This is a genomic window from Burkholderia stagnalis, from assembly GCF_902830275.1.
Taxonomy (GTDB): domain Bacteria; phylum Pseudomonadota; class Gammaproteobacteria; order Burkholderiales; family Burkholderiaceae; genus Burkholderia; species Burkholderia stagnalis.
The window spans coordinates 35,917-59,168 of sequence record NZ_CADESW010000001.1 but is presented as its reverse complement, the minus strand read 5'-3'; the positions used below and the strand labels follow the sequence as shown (position 1 = coordinate 59,168).

The window sequence follows — 23,252 nt, the reverse complement described above, 5'->3', positions numbered from 1 at the left end:
GGCCCGCATGAACGCGACTGTCCAGACCGCGGCGCCGGCCGCATCCGCGGCGATCCGCACGCCGTGGCGCGAATTCTGGCGCAAGTTCCGCAAGCAGACCGTCGCGCTCGTCGCCGGCGGCTTCGTGCTGCTGCTCGTCGTGCTGGCGTTCGTCGGCCCGCACGTCGTGCCGTTCGACCCGGAGAACTATTTCGACTACGACGCGCTCAATGCGGCGCCGTCCGCCGCGCACTGGTTCGGCGTCGATTCGCTCGGCCGCGACATCTTCAGCCGGATCGTCGCCGGCACGCACATCTCGCTGGCCGCGGGCTTTTTCTCGGTCGCGCTCGGCGCGTTCATCGGCACCGTGTTCGGCCTGCTCGCCGGCTACTACGAAGGCTGGTGGGACCGCATCACGATGCGCGTCGCCGACGTGCTGTTCGCGTTCCCGGGCATCCTGCTCGCGATCGGCGTCGTCGCGATCCTCGGCAACGGGATGATCAACGTGATCTGCGCGGTGGCGATCTTCAGCATCCCGGCGTTCGCGCGGCTCGTGCGCGGCAACACGCTGATGCTCAAGCACATGACCTATGTCGAGGCCGCGCGCAGCATCGGCGCGTCGGACTGGACGATCATCATGCGGCACATCCTGCCGGGCACGGTGTCGTCGGTCGTCGTCTACTTCACGATGCGGATCGGCACGTCGATCATCACCGCGGCGAGCCTGTCGTTCCTCGGGCTCGGCGCGCAGCCGCCCACGCCGGAGTGGGGCGCGATGCTGAACGAGGCGCGCGCGGACATGGTGAGCGCGCCGCACGTCGCGATCTTTCCGAGCCTCGCGATCTTCCTGACCGTGCTCGCGTTCAACCTGCTCGGCGACGGGCTGCGCGACGCGCTCGATCCGAAGCTGGAGCGGCGCTGATGGCCGGTGCATCGACGGGGATGTCGACGCTGCCCGCGGGGCCGCGCGGCACGATCGCCGACGTGCCGGGCGTGACGGTCGGCCACTGCACGCTCGACGCGGGCGCGGTGCAGACCGGCGTCACCGTCGTGAAGCCGCATGCGGGCGACCTGTATCGCAGCAAGGTGCCGGCCGGCGCGGCGGTGATCAACGGCTTCGGCAAGAGCGTCGGGCTCGTGCAGGTCGACGAGCTCGGCGTGATCGAGACGCCGATCGCGCTGACCAATACGTTCGGCGTCGGCATGGTCGCGCATGCGCAGATCCGCGCGGCGATCGCCGCGAACCCGGCGATCGGCCGCGACTGGCCGACCGTCAACCCGCTCGTGTTCGAATGCAACGACGGCTACCTGAACGACCTGCACGCGTTCGCGGTCGCGCCGTCGCATTACGACGACGCGTGCCGCGCAGCGTCGCGCGATGTCGTGCGCGGCGCGATCGGCGCCGGGCGCGGGATGTCGTGCTTCGACCTGAAGGGCGGGATCGGCTCCGCGTCGCGGCGCGCGGTGGCCGCGCAGCGGCCGTACACGGTCGGCGCGCTGGTGCTCGCGAACTTCGGCCGGCTGCCGATGCTGACGCTCGGCGGCGTGCCGCTCGGGCGCATCGTGAGCGCGCGGCGTGAAGCGGGGCACGGCGGGCAGGCCGCGCTGCCCGAACAAGGCTCGATCATCATGCTGCTCGCGACCGACGCGCCGCTCGACGCGCGGCAACTCACGCGGCTTGCGCGCCGCGCGGCGGCGGGGCTTGCGCGCACGGGGTCGGTCTACGGCCACGGCAGCGGCGACATCGCGCTTGCGTTCTCGACCGCGTATACGGTGCCGCACGACGCGCACCACGTGGCGCTGCCCGCGCTGCTTGCCGACAGCGCGCTCGACCCGCTGTTCCTGGCGGCGGCCGAAAGCGTCGAGCATGCGATCGCCGATGCGCTGCTGCAGGCGGTGACGGTCGCGGGGCGCGACGGTCACGTGCGGCAGTCGCTGCGCGACGCCGTGCCCGACCTCGACCGTCTGCTCAACGAAGGACCACACATCCGGACATGAAGATCCTGATTTCGACCGATATCGAAGGCGTCGCCGGCGTGTTCGCCACCGAGCAGACGCGGCCCGGCAACCCCGAATACGAGCGCGCGCGCCGCTGGATGACCGCCGAGGCGAACGCGGCGATCGAAGGCGCGTTCGCGGGCGGCGCACAGGCCGTCTGGGTCAACGATTCGCACGGCGGCTTTCGCAACCTGCTGCCGGATGCGCTCGATGCGCGGGTGCGGGTCGTGCTCGGCAAGCCGCGGATGCTCGGCATGATGGCCGGGCTCGAACAGCGGCCGGACCTCGTGTTCATGATCGGCTACCACGCGAAGTCGCAGACGCGCGGCGTGCTCGCGCACACGATCAACAGCTTCGCGTTCACGCAGGTCTGGCTGAACGGCATCGAGCTCGGCGAGGCTGGGCTGTATGGCGCGCTCGCACGGGAATACGGTGCGCACGTCGCGCTGGCGTCCGGCGACGACGTGTTCGCCGAAGAGACGCAGCCGCTGTTTCCCGCCGCGCGCTTCGCGACGGTCAAGACGGCCGGCGGCGCGGCGACCGGCGACACGCTGACGCCGGCGGCTGCCTGCGCGCGCATCGAGGCCGCGGCGCGCGAGACCGTCGAGCACGCGCGATCGGCGGGCTGGCACGCCGGCGCTCACCAGCCCGTGCCGGCGGCCTGTACGTTGCGCGTGCAGACGGCCGCGCTCGCGGACCTGTTCGGCGTGCTGCCGTCGCTCGAGCGGGTGGATGCGGTGACGCTGCGGTTCGACGCGCCGTCGGTCGAGCATGCGGTGCGCACGCTGAATAGTTTGTCGGCGATGTCGTTCATGCTGCGGTGACGTGCTGGCATGGCGCACGCACTCTTGGCTGCGAGCGGACAAAAAAATGCGCGACCGCCGTATCACGGGCAGGCGCGCTCAAAGGCACTCGGTGTCGCACGCATGGCGCGACCGGCAATCGACCGGCCATCGTGGCGGGATGAATTATTTCCTGTATCGACGTAATCCAGGCAATCGAATTCGATTGGCACATCATAGGGCGCATAAAGCGCAAGAGCAACGGATTAGATCAATGCAACGGCAGGCCCGCGCATGTTGCATCGCGACAATCCTTCCCGCGCAGCGGCGCCTGCTCCGAACGCGCGCGCGTCGAACCAGCACGAACCGCTTCGTCGCGTCGTCGAACACGATATTTACATCATCGGGCACGAGCGGCACATCGAGCGGATCGGCCGGCACAGCCGGTATCACCATGCCGTTCTGCCCCGACGACAGGAACATCGCCACGTGATCCTGCACGTAGAACGCGGCCTGGGCCTGGCGGAGTCGACGCTGATGTGAAGTGTGGTCGCGGCCGTGACGAGCGACTGGAACGCAATCCATGCAATCGGCAGGCTGCCCTGCGCCGGCGGCTGCGCAACGACGTCTTTCACCAGCGTCACATAATGGCCGCCGCTATAAATGGTATTGAGGCCGACATTATCGATTGTGATGCTGATCTGATCGCTCATTTCCCGCCTGAAAAAGAAATTTAGTGACGAATAATGAAATAAAGCGCTTCCATCAAGCAGCACAGCACCCCCCCGGGATGCGGAACAACGCCATGCACAGTGCGCGAGCGCGATGCTTCCGCACGAAGGGATCCGGTAACGGCAAGCCGGGTGTGATCCGTTGCGTCGCGAGAAAAGGGGCGCGCCGGCCGAGCCACGGTACGGCGCGCAAACGGCACAAGGATCGGTGCGACGGCCGGCGTCAGGGGCCGGTCGGGATGCAGGCGGGTCGAGTGCGTGACATCGGAATTCCCCGTGATTGTTTAATTAATCGCGTATTCGATTTTTTTATTTCTTGTCTGATTTTAATGTCGGCTCGATTCATCATAGATCGCGCATTTGGACATGCAAGGCGAATATGCAGAAGAAATCGAAAACGCATTGATTTATTTTTACGCCCGCGCAAATCGGCCGAAAAGCGGGCGGTGAAGCGCGGGGGAGAGCAACGTTTTGCTCGTGGCGACGCGGCGGCGAGCGAAAAATGCGCGCGGCGGGGCGCGCGATGCGAGCCCCGCCGGTCGGCCGCCGCCGGTGCGCCGGTCAGACGTCGAAGAATACGGTTTCGTCCGGGCCCTGCATGCGGATGTCGAAGCGGTACACGGTCGGGCCGCCCGGCTGCGCGTCGCGTTTCGCGACGAGCGTCGCGCGGCGTTCGGCCGGCACGGCGTTCAGCACCGGATCGGCCGCGTTCGCTGCCGTTTCGTCGTCGAAATACACGCGCGTGAACGCATGCGTGAGGATCCCGCGCATCATCACCGTCACGTTGATGTGCGGCGCATCGTCCGCGGCGATCCGGCCCGGCTTGACGGTCTCGACGACGAAGCGATGCTGCGCGTCGGTGCCGGTGCCGACCCGCGCGAAACCGGTGAAGCCGGTGTTCGCGATGTCGGCGCGCGAGGCCGGGTACCGGCCCGCGCTGTCCGCCTGCGTGAATTCGAGCAGCGCGTCGCTGACGACGTTGCCGTCGCCGTCGAACACCCGGCCGACCAGCAGCACGTGCTCGCCGGCCGCGTGCGGCGCGGCGATCGCCGGCGTGAACAGGCTCTTCAGGTCGTAGTTGTACTGCTGCGGGCTCAGGCCATAGGCGAAGTACGGGCCGACCGTCTGCGAAGGGGTTTGTTTCAGCGTCGTCATGGTTCAGCGCTCCGTCGGGGTGGCGTCACGGCCGCGCAGCACGATGTCGAATTCGTAGCCGAGCGCATAGCCTTCTTCGGTGATGTCCATCGAAAACCGCGAGATCAGCCGGTCGCGCGCCTGCTCGGGCGTGCCCTGGAAGATCGGGTCGTACGCGAGCAGCGGATCGCCGGGGAAATACATCTGCGTGACGAGGCGTTGGCCGAAGTAGTCGCCGAACAGCGAGAAGTGGATGTGGTTCGGGCGCCATGCGTTCGGATGGTTGCCCCACGGATACGCGCCCGGCTTGATCGTCAGGAAGCGGTAGCGGCCTTCGTCGTCGGTCAGGCAGCGGCCGGCGCCGAGGAAGTTCGGGTCGAGCGGCGCGTCGTGCTGGTCGACCTTGTGCACGTAGCGGCCGGCGGCGTTTGCCTGCCAGACCTCGACGAGCGTGTTGCGCACCGGCTTGCCGCCTTCGTCGAGCACGCGGCCCGTGACGACGATGCGCTCGCCGAGCGGCTCGCCGTTCTTCACCGCATTCTTCGTCAGGTCGTGGTCGAGCGCGCCGAGATCTTCGGCGCCGTAGACGGGTGCGTACTGGTCGCGCAGCTTCTCCTTCAGCGGAATCAGCGGGCGGGTGGGGCCGCGCTTCACCGACGAGCGGTATTCGGGGTGGATGTACGCGGGATGCGACGGCCAGTCGCGCGGCGTGAGGATCGTGGGGGAATCCATCGGGCGTCTCCTGATAGGTTTTCGCAGAGGGGATGGCACGACTTTAGCCAAACCGTCAGGTTATGCAAAATGATGATTTTTCGTGGATAGCATAACCAGTTGTTATGTATTGCGCGGCGCCGGCGCCAATAAAGAAGGCGCCGGACAGGGCAGCCTGTCCGGCGGCTAAAGCGATCGGGCTCGCGTGTCGTCGGTGACGAACGTTGCACGGCCCTCCAGCCAGCCCGTCGCTGTTTATTGTTGGTTTTTTATGGTTGTTGCTTGTCTGCGTCGCGCCGCCCGTTACGCGCGGCCCGGATCGAACACGATCCCGTCGAATTCGAGCGTCAGCTTGCTGCTGCGGAGCAGGCTCGCGGGCGTCACCGTCTCGCGCTCCCACGGAATACGCCCGAAGTACCACAGCCGCCAGAAACCGAGCTTCGCGCCGGGGCGGCGTTCGAGCAGCGTCGCGAAGGTCTCGACGTCGCCGGGCTCGATGCCCGTCGCGTCGCCGAGCACTTCGCGCACGTAGCGCGAGCAGAACTGCCGCCGCGAGCGCAGGTTGAAGCCGGTGTCGTACAGCGTGCCGATCCGCCGTTCGGCGGCCGCATGCACGCGGCGCTGCTCGTCCGCGGTGGGCGGCGTCGCGAGCCGCGCCAGCGCGAGGCGGCCGCCCTCGGAGCGCGCGACGAAGCGCGACAGCGGCGTCAGCTTCGCCCACGGGAACGTGCTTTCCGCGACCATCGGCTCCGCGCCCGACGTGTCGACGACGATCCCGACATGGTTGGTCCAGCTGCCCGTCGCGTCCGCCACTGCGCGGAACGGGCGCGCCGTCACGCGGATGAACACGAGATCCCCGATGTGCGCGCTCGCGGCGAGCGTGCGGACAGTGGCCAGCGGCAGCGTGCGCGCGGTGTCGCTGGCGTCGCGCGGTGCGGCGCGGGTCGCGTTGCAGGCGGCGGTTTCGGTTCGGGTGGACATCGCAGCTCCGTCGTTCGGTGGCAGGTCGGAGCGGATTATGCGGACAAGTGCTAAAAAATGTACGAGGGCTTGCGTCGGTAGCCTAATATCTCTCATTTAGTATCTTTTTTCGATACCAGACATGACCGAAATCGCCCAACTCATCGATACGCTGAAGCGCCTGCTGAAGGCGCAGGGCATGACGTACCGCGACGTCGCGCGCGAGCTGGACGTCTCCGAGACGAGCGTGAAGCGGCTGTTCGCGAGCGGCCGCTTCACGCTCGAGCGCGTCGTGCAGATCGGCCAGGTGCTCGGCTACACGCTCGCCGAGCTCGTGCACGAGGCGTCGGCGTCCGCGCCGCGGCTGCACACGCTGAGCGAGCAGCAGGAGGCGCTGCTGGTGTCGGACGAGAAGCTGCTGCTGGTCGCCGTCTGCGCGATCAACTACTGGACCGTGGCCGACATCGTGTCGGCCTATCGGGTGACCAAAGCCGAATGCCTGAAATACCTGCTGATGCTCGACCGGATGAACGTCGTCGCGCTGCTGCCGGGCGACCGGATCCGCGTGCGCGTCGCGCGCGATTTCGACTGGCTGACGGACGGCCCGATCCGCCGCTACTTCCACGCGCACGCGCTCGGCGATTTCCTCGACAGCCGCTTCGACGGCCCGGGCGAGACGATGACGTTCTCGCAGGGGATGCTGACGGCGGCGGCTGCGGCGGAACTCGACCAGGAGCTGCGCCGGCTGCGCAGCAAGGCGGCCGCGCTGCACGCGGAATCGTCCGCGGCGCCGCTCGGGCAGAAGCACGGCACCGGGCTGCTGGTCGCGAAGCGGATCTGGGAGCCGGCCGGCTTCGAGGCGTTGCGGCGCACGCCGTGACGCGCGCGGTGCTTGGGCTTATCCGGAAAGTTATGCAAAATGGCCATTCACCGTCATTCGCATAACCCTTTGTTATGAATAACCGTATTGCCGACGGCCGCGTCAAGTTTCGGCACCTGCAGTGCTTTCTCGCGGTCGCGCAGCTCGGCGGCGTGCAGAAGGCGGCCGAGAGCCTGTCGATCACGCAGCCGGCCGTGTCGAAGACGATCGCCGAGCTGGAGGCGATCCTCGGGGTCCGGCTGTTCGAACGCGGCCGGCAGGGCGCGCGCCCGACCCGCGAGGCGCAGCTGTTCATGCCGCATGCGAACGCCTGCGTGCTCGCGCTGCGGCAAGGCGTCGGGCTGCTGGCGCACGAAGGCGGCGGCGCGGCGGCGACGCTCGAGATCGGCATGCTGCCGACCGTCGCGGCCTCGCTTGCGCCGGCGCTGATGAAGGCGCTGGCCGCGCGCTGGCCGCGCGTCGTCGTGCGGATCGCGACCGCCGCGAATGCCGAGCTGCTCGAGCGCCTGAAGGCGGGCACGATCGAATGCGCGATCGGGCGGCTGTCGGAGCCGGAGCGGATGGTCGGGCTCGCGTTCGAGCAGTTGTACAACGAGCCGCTCGTCGCGGTCGTGCGCGCCGGGCACCCGCTGCTGGCAAGCGCCGCGCCGGCCGCCGAGCTGGCGCGCTACCCGGTCGTGCTGCCGCCGTACGGCACGCTGATCCGGCAGTCGGCCGAGCAGTTGCTGGGCGCGTGCGGCGCGCCGCCGCTGGATGCGTTCATCGAGGTGCTGTCCGTGTCGGTCGCGCGCGCGCTCGCGCTCGAGAACGACGCGGTCTGGTTCGTGCCGCTGTATGCGGCCGAATACGACCTGTCGGCGGGCGCGCTGGCGCGCGTGCCGCTGCCGGTGGCCGGCACCGATGAGCCGGTCGGGCTGGTCCTGCGGACCGACGCGCAGCCGTCGCCGGTCGCGCGCACGCTGATCGACGCGGTGAGGGAAATCGCGCGGGCGCGGCTGGGCGACGGGCGGCCGGGGGAGGCATTGCAACGCGGCCGGCGGCGCACGCGCGGCAGTCATGCGGCAAAGCCGCGCTGACATGCTGCACAACCCGGACGCGGGAGGCTGGCCGAACGGCTGAGATTCGCGTTCGTCGCGCTTGGCCTATCGTATCAATTTTGGTACGATGGGCGGCAAGACGATGTCGAGACAGCAATTGCAGGCGACGCTGGCCGTGCGGTTCTTCTGCACGGCCAGCGGAAACGAACCGGTCCGCGAATGGCTCAAGGGGCTCGGGCCGGCGGAGCGGAAGGCAATCGGGGAGGAGATCACGACGGTTCAATTCGGCTGGCCGCTTGGCATGCCGCTGGTTCGGAAGATGTCGAGGGATCTGTGGGAGATCCGGGTGACGCTTCCGACGCGAATCGCGCGAGTCTTCTTCACCGTCGTCGGCGACGCGATGGTCCTGTTGCACGGGTTCATCAAGAAGTCGCCGACCACACCGCCGGACGATCTCGACGCCGCAAGATCCCGGCTGAAAGCCGTGAGCAACGGCATCTGAATTCCGCGTACACGGCGCCGGTTGGTGCCATCAAGGACGATCGTGCAGCGGGCAACGCAAAGCAATGGAGTACGACATGACGACCCCGAACAACGGCCACATCGGCAGCGACTTCGACGCTTTCCTCGAAGAGGAGGGCCTCCTCGAGGAAGTCACCGCGACCGCTATCAAGCGGGTGATCGCGTGGCAGATCGAACAGGAAATGAAGGCGCAGCACCTCACGAAAACCGCGATGGCCGCGCGCATGAAAACCAGCCGCGCGGCACTCAACCGCCTGCTCGACGAAACCGACACGAGCCTCACGCTGACGACGCTCGCGAGCGCGGCCGCAGCGCTTGGCAAGCGCCTGAGCTTCGAGCTGGTGCCGGCCTGAGTCACCCGCCGCGCGCCGCTGCCCGCAAGTAAAGCAGCGCGCCGCCGGCCAGCAGCGCCGGCCATACGAAATACCACCCGGTCGTCAGGAACAGCCCCGCGACCGCGACCAGCGAAACCCACGCGCAGCGTCGCGCAATACCGCCGCGCGGCAGCAGCTTCAGCGCCGCCGCGGCGCCCAGCCCGTACACCATCACGAAACAGCCCGACGTGGCGAGCACGAGCGGCTTCGGCCCGACGTCGGCGACCGTCGTCGCGACCAGCGCGAGCGCTGCGAGCGCGGCGATCACGCCGAGGCTGCGGCGCGGCACGCCGCCGACCTGGCTGCCCTGCGCGAGCCACGCAGGCAACGCGCCGTCGCGGCCGAGCGCCGCGCCGAGCTTCGCCGCCCCCGCGAAATACGCGTTCATGGTGCCGAGCGTGAGCAGCAAGGCCGCCGCGGCCGCCAGCACCTGCGCGTGGCCGCCGATGCCGCGCGCGATCAGCTCGGCGAGCGGCGCACCGGATGCGCCGGCCGACGGGCCGAGCACCGTCACGCTGGCTGCCGCGACCGCCAGGTACAGCAGCCCGACCACCACGACCGCGATGCCGGCCGAGCGCGGCATGTCATGCGCGGGCCGCCGGAATTCCGCCGCGAGATGGGTGATTGCTTCCCAGCCGGCGAAGCTCCAGACGAGCAGCGCGGCAGCCTGGCCAATCGCGAGCCAGCCGTGCGGCGCGAACGGCCGGAGGTTCGACACCTGCGCGTGCGGTGCGGATGCCAGCACGGCGGCGAGCAGCAGCGACACGAGCAGCGCGGACAGCACGAGCTGCATTCGCCCCGATACGGTCACGCCGAACGCGTTCGCCGCGGACACGCTCGCGATCAGCGCGGCCGCGGTGACGACCACCGTCGCATGGCCGCCGCCCGTCACGGCTGCGACGTAAGCGCCGCCGAACATCGCCGCGGCCGGCGCGCCGGCCGGCACCGCGAAATAGAAGCACCAGCCGACGATCGCCGCGGCCTTCGGCCCGAACGCGCGGCGCGCATAGGTCGACACGCCGCCCGCATCCGGAAAGCGCGCGCCCAGCGCCGCGAAGGTCGCCGCGAGCGGCGCGGACAGCACGACGAGCGCCGCCCATGCGAGCAGCGACGCGGGGCCCGCGACTTCGGCGGCGAGCGCGGGCAGGCCGATGACGCCGGTGCCGAGCACCGCGCCGACATACAGCGCGGCGCCCTGGAAGATGTTCAGCGTGCCGGTGTGGTGAACGGGGGATGACGACGCGGCGCGCGGGTCGGCCGAGGAGGGCATGAGCAGGTGTCTCCGGACAGGTTGATTGCGTGCGCATATCGGCACGCGCAGCGGAAGGCACGATGCTAGCGGAATGCCCGGGTGCGCGCGTGCGGTCGTTCAGTAGTCCGTTCTGCGCAGGCTGTCAGCCGGTGTCAGGAGCGGCGCGCGAGCCGCAGGCGCGCATCCTCGCGTGCGGCCGGAGCCAGGTCGGGCGCGTAGTGGAACGCGCCCGCGACGAGCGACGCCACCGGCACGCCGTCGCGGAACAGCACGCGGTTGCCGGCCAGCGCGGGCACCTTGTCGCCGGGCAGCAGCGTGCCCGCGAGATTCAGCGGATCGGCGCCCGTCACGCAGACGAACTGCCCGTTGCCCGGTTGCCGCCGCAGCTCGCGCAGGATCGGGATCGCCTCGGGCAGCGCAAACTGTTCGCCCGCGAGCCCGGCGACGAAGCGCCCGCCGCGGATCTCGCCGCGCGCTTCCAGGCGCTGCAGCACGCGCACCAGTTCGCGCCAGCTCGGCAGCCAGTCGGCCTCGCGTTCGAGCAGCCGCCAGAACACCACGCCGTAGCGGCGCAGCAGCGTCCACGCGACGTGTTCGAGCGCAGCGGGATCGGTTGCGGCGGGCATGCGCGCCGGTGGCTGTTGCGGCTCGGCGCGCGGCGCGGGCCGCCGCACGAGCGCCCAGCGCCCGGCGTCGTCCATGCCGCCGATCAGCGCGCCGCCGCGCCGCGTGCGCGGTGCATAGGTCGGCCCGCGCTTGACGGTCGGCTTCAGCAGCGCGCGCAGGCCCGCGAAGCTGTCGGCGTTCACGAGGCCCGCCGACACGAGCTCGCCGAGCGCCTGTTCGAGTTCGACCGGCAGCAGGTGCAGGTCGCCGAGCAGTTCGTCGAAGAACATCGCGCCGTGTGCGGCGAGCGCATCGCGCACCTGCGTCGCGCGCGCCGACAGCGCGGGTTGCGCGGCGGGATCGCGCAGCGCCTGCCACGCGGCGAGGTCGCGGCGCGGCAGCAGCACGATCGGTGTCGTCTTCACCGGCGTGCCCGCCGCGCGCGCCGGCGCGCCGATGCGAGCCCACACCAGCTTGCCGGAACGGCACAGTTCGTCGAGCCCGCCCGTCGTGTAGTCGGTGAGCCGGGCGGGGAGCAGCGCGTCTTCCCACGCGCTCGCGGCGGCTTCGTAGCCTTCGAGCTGCTCGACGACGGCGGCCAGTGCATCGCGCCCCGCGCCGCGCGTGTCGGGTGTCAGGTGCTGCCAGTGAAACAGGAAGCGCATGAAATCGGCGCGCTCGACCGGCTCGATCTCGCGGCGCAGGCGCTTCACCGTGTAGCGGTGGATGCGCGCGAGCAGGTGGCGCTCGCACCATTCGTCACCGGCCGCACCGGGGGTGAAGCGTCCGCGCATCACATAGCCTTCCTGCTCGAGTGCGGCCAGCGCGGCCGCGGCCGATGCGGCGGGCAGGCCGAGCGGGCGGGCGATCGCGTCGAGCGTGAGCGGGCCGAAGCCGGTCAGCCGCGCGCGGATCACGTCGACGCGCGCGGCGTCCGCGTCCCACGGTGCGGCGCATGCGGCCGGCACCTTCAGCGCCGGCGCGCAGCGCGCATCCGGATGCAGCGCGCGCAGGCAGACGAGCCGTTCGACCGGCACCCACAGCGCCGCGCCGCCGGGCGTGACGAGCTTCGTCGCGCGGCGGCGCGCGGCGAGCTCGTCGAGCCACGCGGGCCAGCCGTCGTGCGCCTGCGCCTCGTCGTCGGCCATGCACGCAAGCGTGAGCAACGCCTCGTGCATCTCGTCCGCGTCGCGCACCAGCGGCCACGCTTCGTCTCGCACCGCTGCGATCGCGTCGGCGTCGAGCGCGCCGAGATCGTCCGCGGATTCGGGGTCGCTCCAGCGGCGCGCCTGCACGGCCTGCGTGCGGCGCTCCTCGAGCGGTGCGTCGTCGAGGAACGCGTACGGCTTCGCGTTGAGGATCTCGGCCGCGAGCGGCGACGGCGCCGGCAGGTCGCGCGCGACCAGCTCGATCGCGCCGCTCTCGATGCGGCGCAGCAGCGCGAGCCAGCCGTCGCTATCCATCGCGTCGTGCAGGCAGTCGTCGAGCGTCTGGTCGACGAGCGGATGAGACGGAATCTCGCGCTCGCCGACGACGTTCTCGAGGCACGCGACCTGGTCCGGGAACACGGTTGCGAGCAGGTCGTCGCTCTTCATCCGCTGCAGTTGCGGCGCGGTGCGCTTGCCGCCGGTGAAGCGCGGCAGCGCGAGCGCGGTGGTCGCGTTCCAGCGCCAGCGCACGCCGAACATCGGCGCGTCGAGCAGCGCCTGCACCAGCACGTGCTCGGCGCTGGCCGAACGCAGGTAGCGCCATACTTCGTCGAGCGCGAAGCTGTGCGCGAGCGACAGCGACAGCACGATCGCGTCGTCGGTCGCGGCAGCTTGCAGCTCGAAATTGAACGTGCGGCAGAAGCGCTTGCGCAGCGCGAGCCCCCACGCTCGGTTGATGCGGCTGCCGAACGGCGAGTGGATCACGAGCTGGGTGCCGCCCGATTCGTCGAAGAAGCGCTCCATCACGAGCGTGTCCTGCGTCGGCAGCGCGCCGAGCGCCGCGCGGGTGCGCGCGAGGTAGTCGACGATCTGGCGCGCGGCGTCGGGCGACAGCTGCAGGTCGTCGACGAGCCAGCGCAGCGCCGGCGCGAGGCGGCTCGATGCGGCATCGGCATCGGTGCGCTGTGCGCCGCGTGCCGCGGCATCGCGATCGCCCTGCGCGAACAGCGCGTCGAGCCGCGCGCGCAGCCGGCCGACCGCGGCCGACAGCTCGTCGCTGCGGCCCGGCGCCTCGCCGAGCCAGAACGGGATGTTCGGCGACTGGCCCTGCGCATCCTCGACGCGCACCCGGCCCGTCTCGACGCGGATGATCCGGTACGACTGGTTGCCGAGCTGGAACACGTCGCCGGCCAGGCTCTCGATCGCGAAATCCTCGTTGACGGTGCCGACCTGGATGCCCTGCGGCTCGAGCAGCACCGCGTAGTCGGCCATGTCGGGGATCGTGCCGCCCGAGGTCGTCGCGGTCATCATCGCGTTGCGGCGCCCGCGCACCGTGCCGCCGACCACGTCGCGGTGCAGGTACGCGGCGCGCACGCCGCGCCGGCTGCTGAAGCCTGCGGCGAGCATCGCCAGCACCGCGTCGAAGCGTGCGCGCGGCAGGCGCGCATACGGCGCCGCCTGCGTGAAGCTTTGGTACAGCGCGTCTTCGTGCCATTCGGCGCACGCGACCTCGGCGACGATCTGCTGCGCGAGCACGTCGAGCGGCGCGTCGGGAATCCGCAGCGTGTCGAGCTCGCCGCGCCGCACGCAATCGAGCAGCGCCGCGCATTCGACGAGCTCGTCGCGCGACAGCGGAAAGAGGCGCCCCTTCGGCACGCCGCCGACGCGGTGCCCCGAGCGGCCGACGCGCTGCAGGAACGGCGCGATGCCGCGCGGCGAGCCGACCTGGCAGACAAGGTCGACGTCGCCGATGTCGATGCCGAGTTCCAGCGACGCCGTGGCGACCAGCAGCTTCAGCTCGCCGCGCTTCAGGCGCTGTTCGGCGTCGAAGCGGTGCTCTTTCGCGAGGCTGCCGTGATGCGCGGCGATCGCGTCCTTGCCGAGCCGGTCCGCGAGATGGCGCGCCATGCGCTCGGCGGTGCGCCGCGTGTTGACGAACACGAGCGTCGTGCGGTGCGCGGCCGCGAGCCCGGCGATCCGGTCGTACAGCTGTTCCCATACGTCGGTCGCCATCACCGGCTCGAGCGGCACGTTCGGCAGCTCCAGCGCGAGATCGCGCTCGCGCGCATGGCCCGTGTCGACGATCGTGCAGTCGCGCGGCGCGCCGGCATGCCCGCCCACCAGGAAGCGCGCGACCGCATCGATCGGCTTCTGCGTCGCCGACAGGCCGATGCGCGGCAGCGCGCGGCCCGCCAGCGCATCGAGCCGCTCGAGCGACAGCGCGAGATGGCTGCCGCGCTTGCTGTTGGCCAGCGCATGGATTTCGTCGACGATCACCGAGCGCACGGTCGACAGCATCTGGCGGCCGGACGTCGACGACAGCAGCACGTACAGCGATTCCGGCGTCGTCACGAGGATGTGCGGCGCGCGCTTGCGCAACGCCGCGCGTTCGGCCTGCGTGGTGTCGCCGGTGCGCACCGCGGTGCGGATCGCCGGCACCGGCAGGCCGAGCCGCGCGAGCGATTCGGCGATGCCGGCGAGCGGCGCGTCGAGGTTCACGTGGATGTCGTTCGACAGCGCCTTCAGCGGCGACACGTAGACGATCAGCGTGGCGTCCGGCAGCGTGCCGTCGTGCGCGAGCGCGTCGCGCACGAGTTCGTCGATCGCGCACAGGAACGCGGTGAGCGTCTTGCCGGAGCCGGTCGGCGCGGCGACGAGGGTCGAGCGGCCGGCCTTGATGTGCGGCCACGCGAGCGCCTGCGCGCCGGTCGGCGCGGCGAACGTGCGCCGGAACCAGGCCGCGACGGCGGGATGGAACACGTCGAGCACGTCGGTTGCGGGGCGGGTGGCGGCGAGGGCCATCGTGAGCGGCGAACTGGGGTCGGTTGCGGGCGGGCTGCGTGGCGCGAACGGTCAGTGTGCCAGAGAAGGGGCGCATGTGCCGGGCCCCGCGACGGGAGGAATCCGGCCCCGAAGCGGACGGTGCGCCCGGCGCGCGTTCAGGCCGTCAGACCGTGCGCAGCCAGCCGAGCCAGTGATGCAGCGCCGGCGCGCGTGTCCATACCGACTGCGCGAGCCACAGCGCGCCGCCCCATGCCGCGGCGACGACGATCAGGTCGCAGTTTCCGCTGTTCCACAGGTTCAGCGAATGGCGTCGCCAGATCCACGGCACGCCGAGCGGGTTGGGCCAGTCCGCGAGCAGGTGCATCAGGCCGCCGCACGCGAAGCCGAACAGCGGCGCGGCCCACAGCGGATGCGGCGCGTGCGTGAGCGCGTGCCAGGCCAGCGCGAGCAGCGCGATCCAGCCGATGCCCCAGTGCGTGACGGTGCGGTGCGTGATCCACAGGCGGCGCTTGCGGGTCCACCATGCGACCTCGAGCCAGTCGGGCGCGGTGCCGCCCGCGATGCCGGCCGCGAACGCGGCGGGAATGCCTACGTGCCAAGGGCCGGTCGCGCCGGTTTGCGCGACGAGCAGGGCCGCGATGACGCCGGCCGCGAAGCCGGATGCGTGATGAGCGTTGTGTGAAGCCATACGAGACGAAGACGACGATGCGGCGGGAAGGAAGCGCGGGCGCGAAGGGGCGCTATCTTCTCAGATCGGCGCGCGTGGCGGGAGGTTCGTCTGCGGATTTCGCGGCGCGATGCGTCACGACGTTCGACGGTACCCGAAAGTTGCCCGATTCCGGGCGTTTCGTCATCGGATCCGTGTTCGACCCCTTTATGTGCTCCTATACTACGGAACCTGCTTATGGTCGCCGTCGCTGCGGCGGTTATAAGCGGATCAGGTGCTTTTTTCAGCCCGCAGGAGATCCACATGGGAGACGCGCAATGAACACGTTGAATCGCTTCAAATCATCCGCGGTCGTGCTCGCGACGGCGGCCGGCATCGGCTTCCTGCCGACTGCGCCGGCCTATGCGAAGGGGCCGCAGCCCGCGATCCTGACCGGCTCGGCGGTCGCGGTCGCCGACAAGTACAGCGCGGATGCGGCGGAGCGGATCTTCAAGGAAGGCGGCAACGCGATCGATGCGGCGGTGGCGATCGCGTTCACGCTGGCGGTCACGTATCCGGAAGCCGGCAACATCGGCGGCGGCGGCTTCATGACCATCTACAAGGACGGCAAGCCGTACTTCCTCGACTATCGCGAGCGTGCGCCGCTCGCGGCGACGAAGGACATGTACCTCGACAAGGACGGCAACGTGATCAAGGGCATGAGCCTCTACGGCCCGCGCGCGGTTGGCGTGCCCGGCACGGTCGCGGGCATGTGGGAAGCGCAGAAGCGCTTCGGCAAGCTGAAGTGGAAGCAGGTGCTCGCGCCGGCGATCCACTACGCGCGCGACGGCTTCGTCGTCGACGAGCAGCTCGCGCAGCGCGGCGTCGATGCGTCGAAGGAGTTCGAGGGCAAGACCAATTTCGACAAGTACTTCGCCGGGATGAAGGCCGGCGTGAACTTCAAGCAGCCGGATCTCGCCGACGTCCTCACGCGAATCTCGGACGACGGCGCGAAGGGCTTCTACGAGGGCAAGACGGCCGAGCTGATCGCCGCGTCGATGAAGACCGGCGACGGCAACGGGCTGATCACGGCCGAGGATCTCGCGCAATACCGCGCGACCTGGCGCCAGCCGATCGAGGCGAACTGGAACGGCTACCGCGTGATTACCGCGCCGCCGCCGAGCTCGGGCGGGATCGGGCTCGTGCAGCTGCTGAAGATGAAGGCGGACCGCAAGCAGGACTTCGAGGGCGTCGCGCTCAATTCGCCGCAGTACATCCACCTGATCGCCGAGATCGAGAAGCGCGTGTTCGCCGATCGCGCGCAATACCTCGGCGATCCCGACTTCTACAAGGTGCCCGTCGCGCGGCTGACCGCCGACGCCTATATCTCGAAGCGCGCGGCCGAGGTCAACCCGAAGGAGCCGTCCGACACGAAGAGCGTGCAGCCGGGCCTCGGCACGACGATGCCGGAGAAGGCGGAGACGACGCATTTCTCGGTGGTCGACCGGTGGGGCAACGCGGTGTCGAACACCTACACGATCAACGGCTATTTCGGCTCGGGCGTGATCGCCGACGGCACGGGCATCGTGCTCAACGACGAGATGGACGACTTTTCCGCGAAGCCGGGCGTCGCGAACATGTTCGGCGTGGTCGGCAGCGACGCGAATGCGATCGAGCCGAAGAAGCGGCCGCTGTCGTCGATGTCGCCGACGATCCTGACCAAGGACGGCAAGGTGTCGCTCGTGATCGGCACGCCGGGCGGCTCGCGGATCTTCACGTCGATCTTCCAGGTGATCAACAACATCTACGACTTCAAGATGCCGTTGAAGGAAGCGGTGGGCGCGATGCGCTTCCACCACCAGCTGCTGCCGCCGAACACGATCTTCTGGGAGCCGTACCGCCCGATCGAAGGCGAGCTCGCTAAGCAGATCGAGGCGCGCGGCTATACGCTGAAGGGGCAGGACTTCAGCGGCGACATCCAGGTGATCAAGATCAACGGCAAGACGCCGGAGGCGGTTGCCGATCCGCGCGGGCGCGGGGTCACGCGGGTGATTCACTGACCGAAGGCGGGCGGCTGAGTCGAGCGGCCGCCCGTTTGCGGAACGCGTATGCCGATGCCGCCGGGCCGTTGCCGGCGGCATCGGCGCATGTGCGCCGCGTGGCCGCTCAATTGACGCGCGGCTCGCTCGCCGCATTGCTCTCCAGGAACCCGTCCACTGCCACCAGCGACTGCTCGTCGAGCGTCCCCAGCACGCTCTTCAGCTTCAACTGCAGCTTGAGCGCGTCGAGATAGCTGTCGAACAGCTTCTGCCGGATGCCGGAGATGTCGCGCCGCAGGTTCAGCGTTTCGTAGGTCGTGCTGTAGCCGATCTGATGCGCTTTCATCGACGCGTCATACGCGAGCCGTGCCGCCTGCAGCGACTGCTGCAGCGCGCGGATGCGCGTGCCGATCGATTCGAGCGCGGACAGCGCCTCGCGATGATCGGTGCTCAACTGTTCCTCGACCTCGCGCAGGCGGTTGCGATATTGCGTGGCCGTATGCTCGGCCTCGACCTGCCGGTAGTACACGCTGCCGCCGGAGAAGATCGGGATCGTCACCTGCACGCCGACCGCGCTCTGGTGGAAATCGGAGCGATCGCTGAGCCCGCGCAGGTTCGGATTGAGCCCGCGCGAATACGACGCGAACAGGTCGACGGTCGGCAGGTGCTCCGCGCTGATGCGCTTTGCCGCAAGCCGCGCGACCTCGACGTCGCGATACGCCTGCCGGTAGGCCGGGTTGTCCTGCGGCGCATAGTCGCCGGCGGGGATGCGCGGCGACGTGCCGCGCAGCGCGAGGCGCGGCCAGCGCGCGAAATCGATCGTCGCGCCGAGCAGCGTCTCGTAGCGCGCCCTGCGCGCATCGACATCGGTCTGCGCGAGCACCTCGTCAGACTGCGCGAGGCTGCGCCGCGCCTCGATTTCCGCGGTGTCGCCGATGGTCTTCATGCCGAGCTGCGCCATGCGCCGCGTGTCGCTTTCGAGGCGCGTCAGCGCGCTCACTTCGTCGTCGGCCGACTGCAGCTTCTCGCGCGCGCTCAGCAGGTCGAAGCAGGCGTTCGCGACGCGCAGGATCAGGTCCTGCTTCGCGACCTCGAGCTTCTGCTTCGCGGATGCCTCGAATTCGGTCGCGCGGCGCATGTCGTACAGGTACGGCACGTTGAACAGCGCCTGCGTGACCTGCGCGGCGCCGTACGCGGCCTTGCTGGTGCCGCTCACGTCGACGCCGAACAGGTTCGCGTGCGTGCCGTAGCGCCCCCATTCGAGCTGCGCCGTGGCCTGCGGCAGCATCAGCGCGCGCGCCTGCGGAAACTTCTGGCGCGCCGCGTCGTATTCGCTCTGCGCCTGCAGGTAGCGCGGGTCGTGCGCGACCGCATACTGGTACGCGGGATCGAGACAAAACGCCTGCGCGTTGCCGCTGCCTAGCACGATTACAGTGAGCAATGGTAGGGTCGCGCTTCGAATGTTGCGCGTGAATCGAATTCTTGATAGGTAAATACCCCTACCTCCGAAAATCGATGTGCCGCGCCCAACCCGCGTTTCAAACATGGCCGTCTCCGTCCGGTGTCCGCTCCGCAATGAAATTGCGGGCGGATTTAAACGTTTTAAAAATGACATTCAAACAGCGTGAATTGCCGGAATTTCGTGCAATCGGAAAACCGGCGCCGTAAGAGTGTGTCCTCCATTGAATTCGGATGCGCCCGCATGATAGCCTGATTTCGGCTCGTAATCGCGGTGATTATTACATTTAAAGTCGCTCGGTGATTAAAAGCCGTTTTCAAGTCAATGAAGGTTCTTTGCGTCATCTTTATTTTTTACGAGGAGAGAACGATGAAGGTCATGACGATGGAACAGGTTCGGAATGTGCACGGCGGCGGTCCGATCAGCTCGCTGGGCAGCCTTGCGGTGGCGGCTGCGCCGGTGGTGACCGCGCTGGGCCAATTCCTGCCGAGCCTCGGCAATTACCTGCAGAACCCGAAGACGTTCAATAACACCGGCAAGTAATCATTGCCGTGCGCGGGGAGGCGCCCCCCGCGCGATGCGTAGATAAACAGAAGTAAAAATGCGATCGCCGCAGTATATAAAACCGGAAATCACGATGCATGATTTTCAATTCGGCGATTATCAGGAGGAACGAATGCCGGGGTAGGGCTGTAAGAATCAAAACGCGTGAATGTTTTTGATCGACTTGCGGCTTGAAGGCATTCCGAAAACACGAAGGCCATAAAAATGCGAGACATCACGGAAGAGCAGGCCCGCCAGGTTCGCGGCGGCGCGTCGTTGTACTCCAATTCGGCCGACTACACGGTCAACATGGTCAACCAGTCGATCGGTTCCACCGTGCAGGGGCTGATGAACCAATACCAGGCACGCGTCACCGAGCAGTTCCGGATGTCGCTCGGCTCCAGCCGCTGAGCGGCCGGCCGCGCCGTTCAGCCGCCGCAGCCGGCTCGCCCGGTTGCTCCCAGCGTCTTGCGCGCGACGCGCCACGGGCCGCCTTCGGCGGGCCCCGGCGCCGTGTCGCCGCGTTCTGCGATTGCCCGACCCATGCTCTTCAATACGCGTAAAGTCCGTCCGATCCTGCAGGACGAGGTGACGGAATGCGGCCTGGCCTGCCTCGCGATGATCGCGTCGTGGCACGGCCGCGACACGACGCTGCGCACGCTGCGCAACCGCTATCCGGTGCGGATCGATTCCGGCCTGTCGTTCTTCGACCTGATGGAGATTGCGAACGATCTCGGCCTGCGCGCGCGCGGGCTGCAGTTCGACGCGGCCGAGCTCGACGCGCTCAAGACGCCGTGCATCCTGCACTGGGGGATGAACCACTACGTCGTGCTGACGAAGGTCGGCTACGGCAGCGTGCACATCGTCGATCCCGCGCTCGGCGAGACGAAGCTGCCGCTCGCGCAGGCGCTCGCGCACATCACCGGCTACGCGCTCGAGCTGAACCCGCACATCGGCTTCACGCACGCGGGGCCGGCCGACCGCATCCGCCTGCGCGACTATCTCGAAGGGCTGACCGGCATCCGCAAGAGCCTCGCGATCGGCATCGCGGGCGGCGTGGCCGCGCAGCTCCTGCTGCTGCTCGGCCCGTCGTACGTGCAGCTGACGATCGACGAGGCGCTGAAGAAGACCGACGTCGACATCCTCTACCTGCTGACGATCCTGTTCGCGATCGTGTTCCTGTTCGACACGCTGTACGCGAACCTCGTCGGCAACATCAGGAGCTACCTGCGCAACATCGTGTCGCAGCAGCTGTCGTCGAACATGGTCGGCCATCTCGCGCGGCTGCCGATCGGCTACTACCTGTTCCACAACACCGGCGATTCGATCTCGCGCGTGGCGTCGGTGTCGGAGGTCGGCCGCTTTCTCGTCGACGGCCTCGTCGGCGGGCTGCTGAATATCGTCACCTGCGTGCTGACGCTCGTGCTGATGCTGTACTACAGCCCGGTGCTGGCCGGCATCAGCGTCGCCGGCATGGTGCTGTTCGCGCTGAGCCGGCTCGCGATCCAGCCGCAGCTGCAGGACGCGATGTCGCAGATCCTCACGCGCGGCGCGGAAGCCGACGCGCTGCTGATCGAGAACATCCGTTCCGCGCACTCGATCAAGCTGCTGTCGGCCGAGACCGCGCGCAGCAGCCTGTGGATCAACGCGTTCACGCAGAAGCTGCAGGCGATCCGCCAGCAGGAGCGGCTGCAGCTGACGTTCGACGCGATCTCGAAGGGCATCGTGCACGTCGAGCAGCTCGTGATCGTCACCTACGGCGCGTGGCTCGTGATGCACGGCAAGAGCACGATCGGCGTGATCTACGCGTTCATCCAGTACAAGAACCTGTTCGCGGACAAGTTCATCGATTCGATCCAGCTCTACGTGCGCCGCAAGGTGCTGCAGGTGCACATGGACCGCGTCGCCGACGTGCTGCAGACCGAAACCGAGGAGCCGGCGCCGGACGCGGCCGTGCGCCCGGTCGACGGTTTCGACGGTTCGCTGTCGATCCGGGGCCTGTCGTATACGCCGCGCGGCGGCCACCGGCCGATCCTGCGCGGCATCGACCTCGACGTGCCGGCCGGCGGCAAGATCGCGATCGTCGGGCGCACCGGCAGCGGCAAGACGACGCTGCTGAACCTGATCTGCGGGCTGGTCCGGCCCGAGCCCGGCACGGTGTTCGTGAACGGCGTCGATCTCGCGGACGTGAACCTGCGGCAGTACCGCAAGCACCTCGCGGCCGTCACGCAGGCGGACCTGCTGTTTCGCGGCACGATCCGCGACAACATCACGAACTTCGCGCCGGCGCCGCGCATCGGCGCGATGTTCGACGCCGCGAAGCTCGCGTGCATCCACGACGAGATCGAGCAGCTCGACCACCGCTACGACACGCCGCTCGGTGACACGCAGAAATTCCTGTCGGCCGGCCAGATGCAGCGGCTGCTGATCGCGCGGGCGCTGTATTGCGAGCCGCGCCTGCTGATCCTCGACGAGTTCTCGTCGAACCTCGACCAGGCGACGACGCACGAGATCTGCCGCAACGTGCTGACGCTGCCGTGCACGATCGTGCTCGTCACGCACGACGCGTCGATCCTGTCGATGGCCGAGCGCATCTACCAGATGCACGATGGCGCGCTGACCGAGGCGACGGCGGCCTCGCGTGCGTTGCAGGAGACTTCATGATGCTGGCGCGACTGTTCCTGTTCAACGCGTTCTCATACGCGTACCTCGCGCGGCGCACCGTGCGCGCGCTTGCGCTGCGCACGTCGCCCGCGCGCGGCCTGCGGCTGATGCGCTGGTGCTCGGCCGCATGCCTGCGGTGTTTCCCGTCGATCCGCGAGTCGATCGAACGCACGGTCGCGCACATGCTGAGCGGCCACCTGAACGACGATCCGCGGCGCGTGCGCGAGGTCGCGGCGTCGATCGTGCGCGAGCTGTTCGAGGCGGAGTTCGCGGGGCTCGCGCTGCGCACGCGCAGCCTCGCTTCGATGAAGGCGCTGATCGACGCGATGGCGTGCGAAGGCGACCCGGCGCTGCGCACCGCGCTCGCGCGCGGCGGCCCGCTGATGCTCGCCGGGCTGCATTTCGGCAACCTGATGCTGTTCGTCACCAAGCTGCGCTTCCTGATCCCGAACGATCGCAAGCTGATCGTGATCCTGCACAAGGATGCGCCGGGCGCGTTCTTCGACGACGCGTTGCGGCTCGTCGGCGAATACGGCGCGGGGCAGGTGGAGATGATCGACATCGACGAGCGCGTGCAGCTGCGGCGGCTGCTCGCGAGCCTGCGCCGCGAGCAGCCGGTGTTCCTGCTGTTCTCCGACCTGCACGGCAAGTTCGGCCGGACCAATCGCTGCCGGCTCGGCGGCCGCTGGGTGCGGATGGCGGGCGGCGGCGTGAAGCTCGCGGTCGAGCAGGGCATTCCGATGCTCGTCGCGTATGCGACCGGCGTGCCGTTCCGCGACCGCTGCGCGGTGCATTTCGCCGAACTGGAAACGGGCGCGCTCGCGCCGATGCTCGGCGCGGACGACGACGCGTCGCCGGTGCGCGCGACGCACCAGCGGATCGTCGACCGCCTCGAGCAGGCGCTCGTGCGCCAGCCCGAGCAGTGGCATTTCTGGGAACACTTCGCGCCTTACCTGATGCCGTCGCCGCTGCTCGATGCCGGCGCGCGGCGCCGCCCCTGACG

General features: G+C 68.8%; 20 protein-coding genes. 13 read left to right on the top strand and 7 right to left on the bottom strand.

All coding sequences use genetic code 11. The features are described 5' to 3' along the window. Window positions 1–7 precede the first annotated feature (7 nt). From gsiD to HWY45_RS00205, 4 genes are all read left to right on the top strand, one after another. Window positions 8–901, top strand: a complete 894-nt coding sequence (gene gsiD / locus HWY45_RS00220; protein WP_059883037.1) for a glutathione ABC transporter permease GsiD — start codon at window positions 8–10, stop codon at window positions 899–901. Next, window positions 901–1,977, top strand: coding sequence for a DmpA family aminopeptidase (locus tag HWY45_RS00215; protein WP_059883035.1), 1,077 nt, complete (start codon window positions 901–903; stop codon window positions 1,975–1,977). The genes gsiD and HWY45_RS00215 overlap by 1 nt, the downstream gene beginning before the upstream one ends. Then, window positions 1,974–2,801 (top strand): M55 family metallopeptidase, encoded by an 828-nt coding sequence (locus HWY45_RS00210; RefSeq protein WP_059883033.1) that lies wholly within the window; start codon window positions 1,974–1,976, stop codon window positions 2,799–2,801. Before HWY45_RS00215 ends, HWY45_RS00210 begins: the two co-directional genes overlap by 4 nt. Before the next feature lie 252 nt (window positions 2,802–3,053). Beyond that, window positions 3,054–3,302 carry a hypothetical protein gene (locus HWY45_RS00205; RefSeq protein ID WP_059883032.1) on the top strand — a complete coding sequence of 83 codons (249 nt, stop codon included), beginning with the start codon at window positions 3,054–3,056 and terminating at the stop codon, window positions 3,300–3,302. A gap of 749 nt (window positions 3,303–4,051) precedes the next feature. Here HWY45_RS00205 and pcaG read toward each other — a convergent pair. From pcaG to HWY45_RS00190, 3 genes are all read right to left on the bottom strand, one after another. Next, on the bottom strand, window positions 4,052–4,645 hold the full coding sequence (gene pcaG, locus HWY45_RS00200; RefSeq protein WP_059883030.1) for a protocatechuate 3,4-dioxygenase subunit alpha: 594 nt from the start codon (window positions 4,643–4,645) through the stop codon (window positions 4,052–4,054). A 3-nt stretch (window positions 4,646–4,648) separates the two neighbouring features. After that, window positions 4,649–5,356 (bottom strand): protocatechuate 3,4-dioxygenase subunit beta, encoded by a 708-nt coding sequence (gene pcaH, locus HWY45_RS00195; protein ID WP_059883028.1) that lies wholly within the window; start codon window positions 5,354–5,356, stop codon window positions 4,649–4,651. A 282-nt stretch (window positions 5,357–5,638) separates the two neighbouring features. Beyond that, entirely contained in the window at window positions 5,639–6,316 is a 678-nt protein-coding gene (locus tag HWY45_RS00190; RefSeq protein ID WP_230946982.1) for a YebB family permuted papain-like enzyme, read from the bottom strand. Window positions 6,317–6,437: 121 nt separating this feature from the next. Between HWY45_RS00190 and HWY45_RS00185 the strand changes: the two genes are divergently transcribed. The 4 genes from HWY45_RS00185 to HWY45_RS00170 all read left to right on the top strand — a co-directional run bounded on the left by HWY45_RS00185 (window position 6,438) and on the right by HWY45_RS00170 (window position 9,087). Continuing rightward, a complete protein-coding gene (locus HWY45_RS00185; protein WP_059883026.1) occupies window positions 6,438–7,175 on the top strand; it encodes a helix-turn-helix domain-containing protein in 738 nt (245 codons plus the stop codon). Window positions 7,176–7,249: 74 nt separating this feature from the next. Further along, window positions 7,250–8,251 (top strand): pca operon transcription factor PcaQ, encoded by a 1,002-nt coding sequence (gene pcaQ, locus HWY45_RS00180; RefSeq protein ID WP_059883024.1) that lies wholly within the window; start codon window positions 7,250–7,252, stop codon window positions 8,249–8,251. A 103-nt stretch (window positions 8,252–8,354) separates the two neighbouring features. After that, window positions 8,355–8,714 (top strand): type II toxin-antitoxin system RelE/ParE family toxin, encoded by a 360-nt coding sequence (locus HWY45_RS00175; RefSeq protein ID WP_059883130.1) that lies wholly within the window; start codon window positions 8,355–8,357, stop codon window positions 8,712–8,714. Between the two features lie 76 nt (window positions 8,715–8,790). After that, window positions 8,791–9,087, top strand: coding sequence for an XRE family transcriptional regulator (locus tag HWY45_RS00170; protein ID WP_059808862.1), 297 nt, complete (start codon window positions 8,791–8,793; stop codon window positions 9,085–9,087). Between the two features lies 1 nt (window position 9,088). Here the strand turns inward: HWY45_RS00170 and HWY45_RS00165 are convergent, their stop codons facing one another. From HWY45_RS00165 to HWY45_RS00155, 3 genes are all read right to left on the bottom strand, one after another. Then, complete coding sequence (locus HWY45_RS00165) at window positions 9,089–10,378, bottom strand: APC family permease (RefSeq protein WP_059883022.1); 1,290 nt, start codon at window positions 10,376–10,378, stop codon at window positions 9,089–9,091. A gap of 134 nt (window positions 10,379–10,512) precedes the next feature. Further along, window positions 10,513–14,916, bottom strand: coding sequence for a DEAD/DEAH box helicase (locus HWY45_RS00160; protein ID WP_059883020.1), 4,404 nt, complete (start codon window positions 14,914–14,916; stop codon window positions 10,513–10,515). Window positions 14,917–15,061: 145 nt separating this feature from the next. Continuing rightward, window positions 15,062–15,586: a metal-dependent hydrolase gene (locus tag HWY45_RS00155; RefSeq protein ID WP_059561317.1), complete on the bottom strand. Its 525-nt coding sequence runs from the start codon at window positions 15,584–15,586 to the stop codon at window positions 15,062–15,064. 296 nt (window positions 15,587–15,882) lie between these two features. Between HWY45_RS00155 and ggt the strand changes: the two genes are divergently transcribed. After that, window positions 15,883–17,604, top strand: a complete 1,722-nt coding sequence (gene ggt, locus HWY45_RS00150; RefSeq protein WP_059808090.1) for a gamma-glutamyltransferase — start codon at window positions 15,883–15,885, stop codon at window positions 17,602–17,604. Window positions 17,605–17,710: 106 nt separating this feature from the next. On the opposite strand, the gene HWY45_RS00145 is transcribed toward ggt, so the two are convergent. After that, window positions 17,711–19,129, bottom strand: coding sequence for a TolC family protein (locus HWY45_RS00145; RefSeq protein ID WP_059883018.1), 1,419 nt, complete (start codon window positions 19,127–19,129; stop codon window positions 17,711–17,713). 282 nt (window positions 19,130–19,411) lie between these two features. Between HWY45_RS00145 and HWY45_RS00140 the strand changes: the two genes are divergently transcribed. The 4 genes from HWY45_RS00140 (at window position 19,412) to HWY45_RS00125 (ending at window position 23,250) form a co-directional block, all read left to right on the top strand. Beyond that, window positions 19,412–19,585, top strand: a complete 174-nt coding sequence (locus HWY45_RS00140; protein ID WP_017329683.1) for a hypothetical protein — start codon at window positions 19,412–19,414, stop codon at window positions 19,583–19,585. A gap of 225 nt (window positions 19,586–19,810) precedes the next feature. Then, a complete protein-coding gene (locus HWY45_RS00135) occupies window positions 19,811–19,996 on the top strand; it encodes a hypothetical protein (protein ID WP_059883016.1) in 186 nt (61 codons plus the stop codon). 132 nt (window positions 19,997–20,128) lie between these two features. Next, on the top strand, window positions 20,129–22,249 hold the full coding sequence (locus tag HWY45_RS00130) for a peptidase domain-containing ABC transporter (RefSeq protein ID WP_059883014.1): 2,121 nt from the start codon (window positions 20,129–20,131) through the stop codon (window positions 22,247–22,249). Then, window positions 22,246–23,250, top strand: coding sequence for a lysophospholipid acyltransferase family protein (locus HWY45_RS00125; RefSeq protein WP_059808087.1), 1,005 nt, complete (start codon window positions 22,246–22,248; stop codon window positions 23,248–23,250). Before HWY45_RS00130 ends, HWY45_RS00125 begins: the two co-directional genes overlap by 4 nt. Window positions 23,251–23,252: the final 2 nt, after the last annotated feature.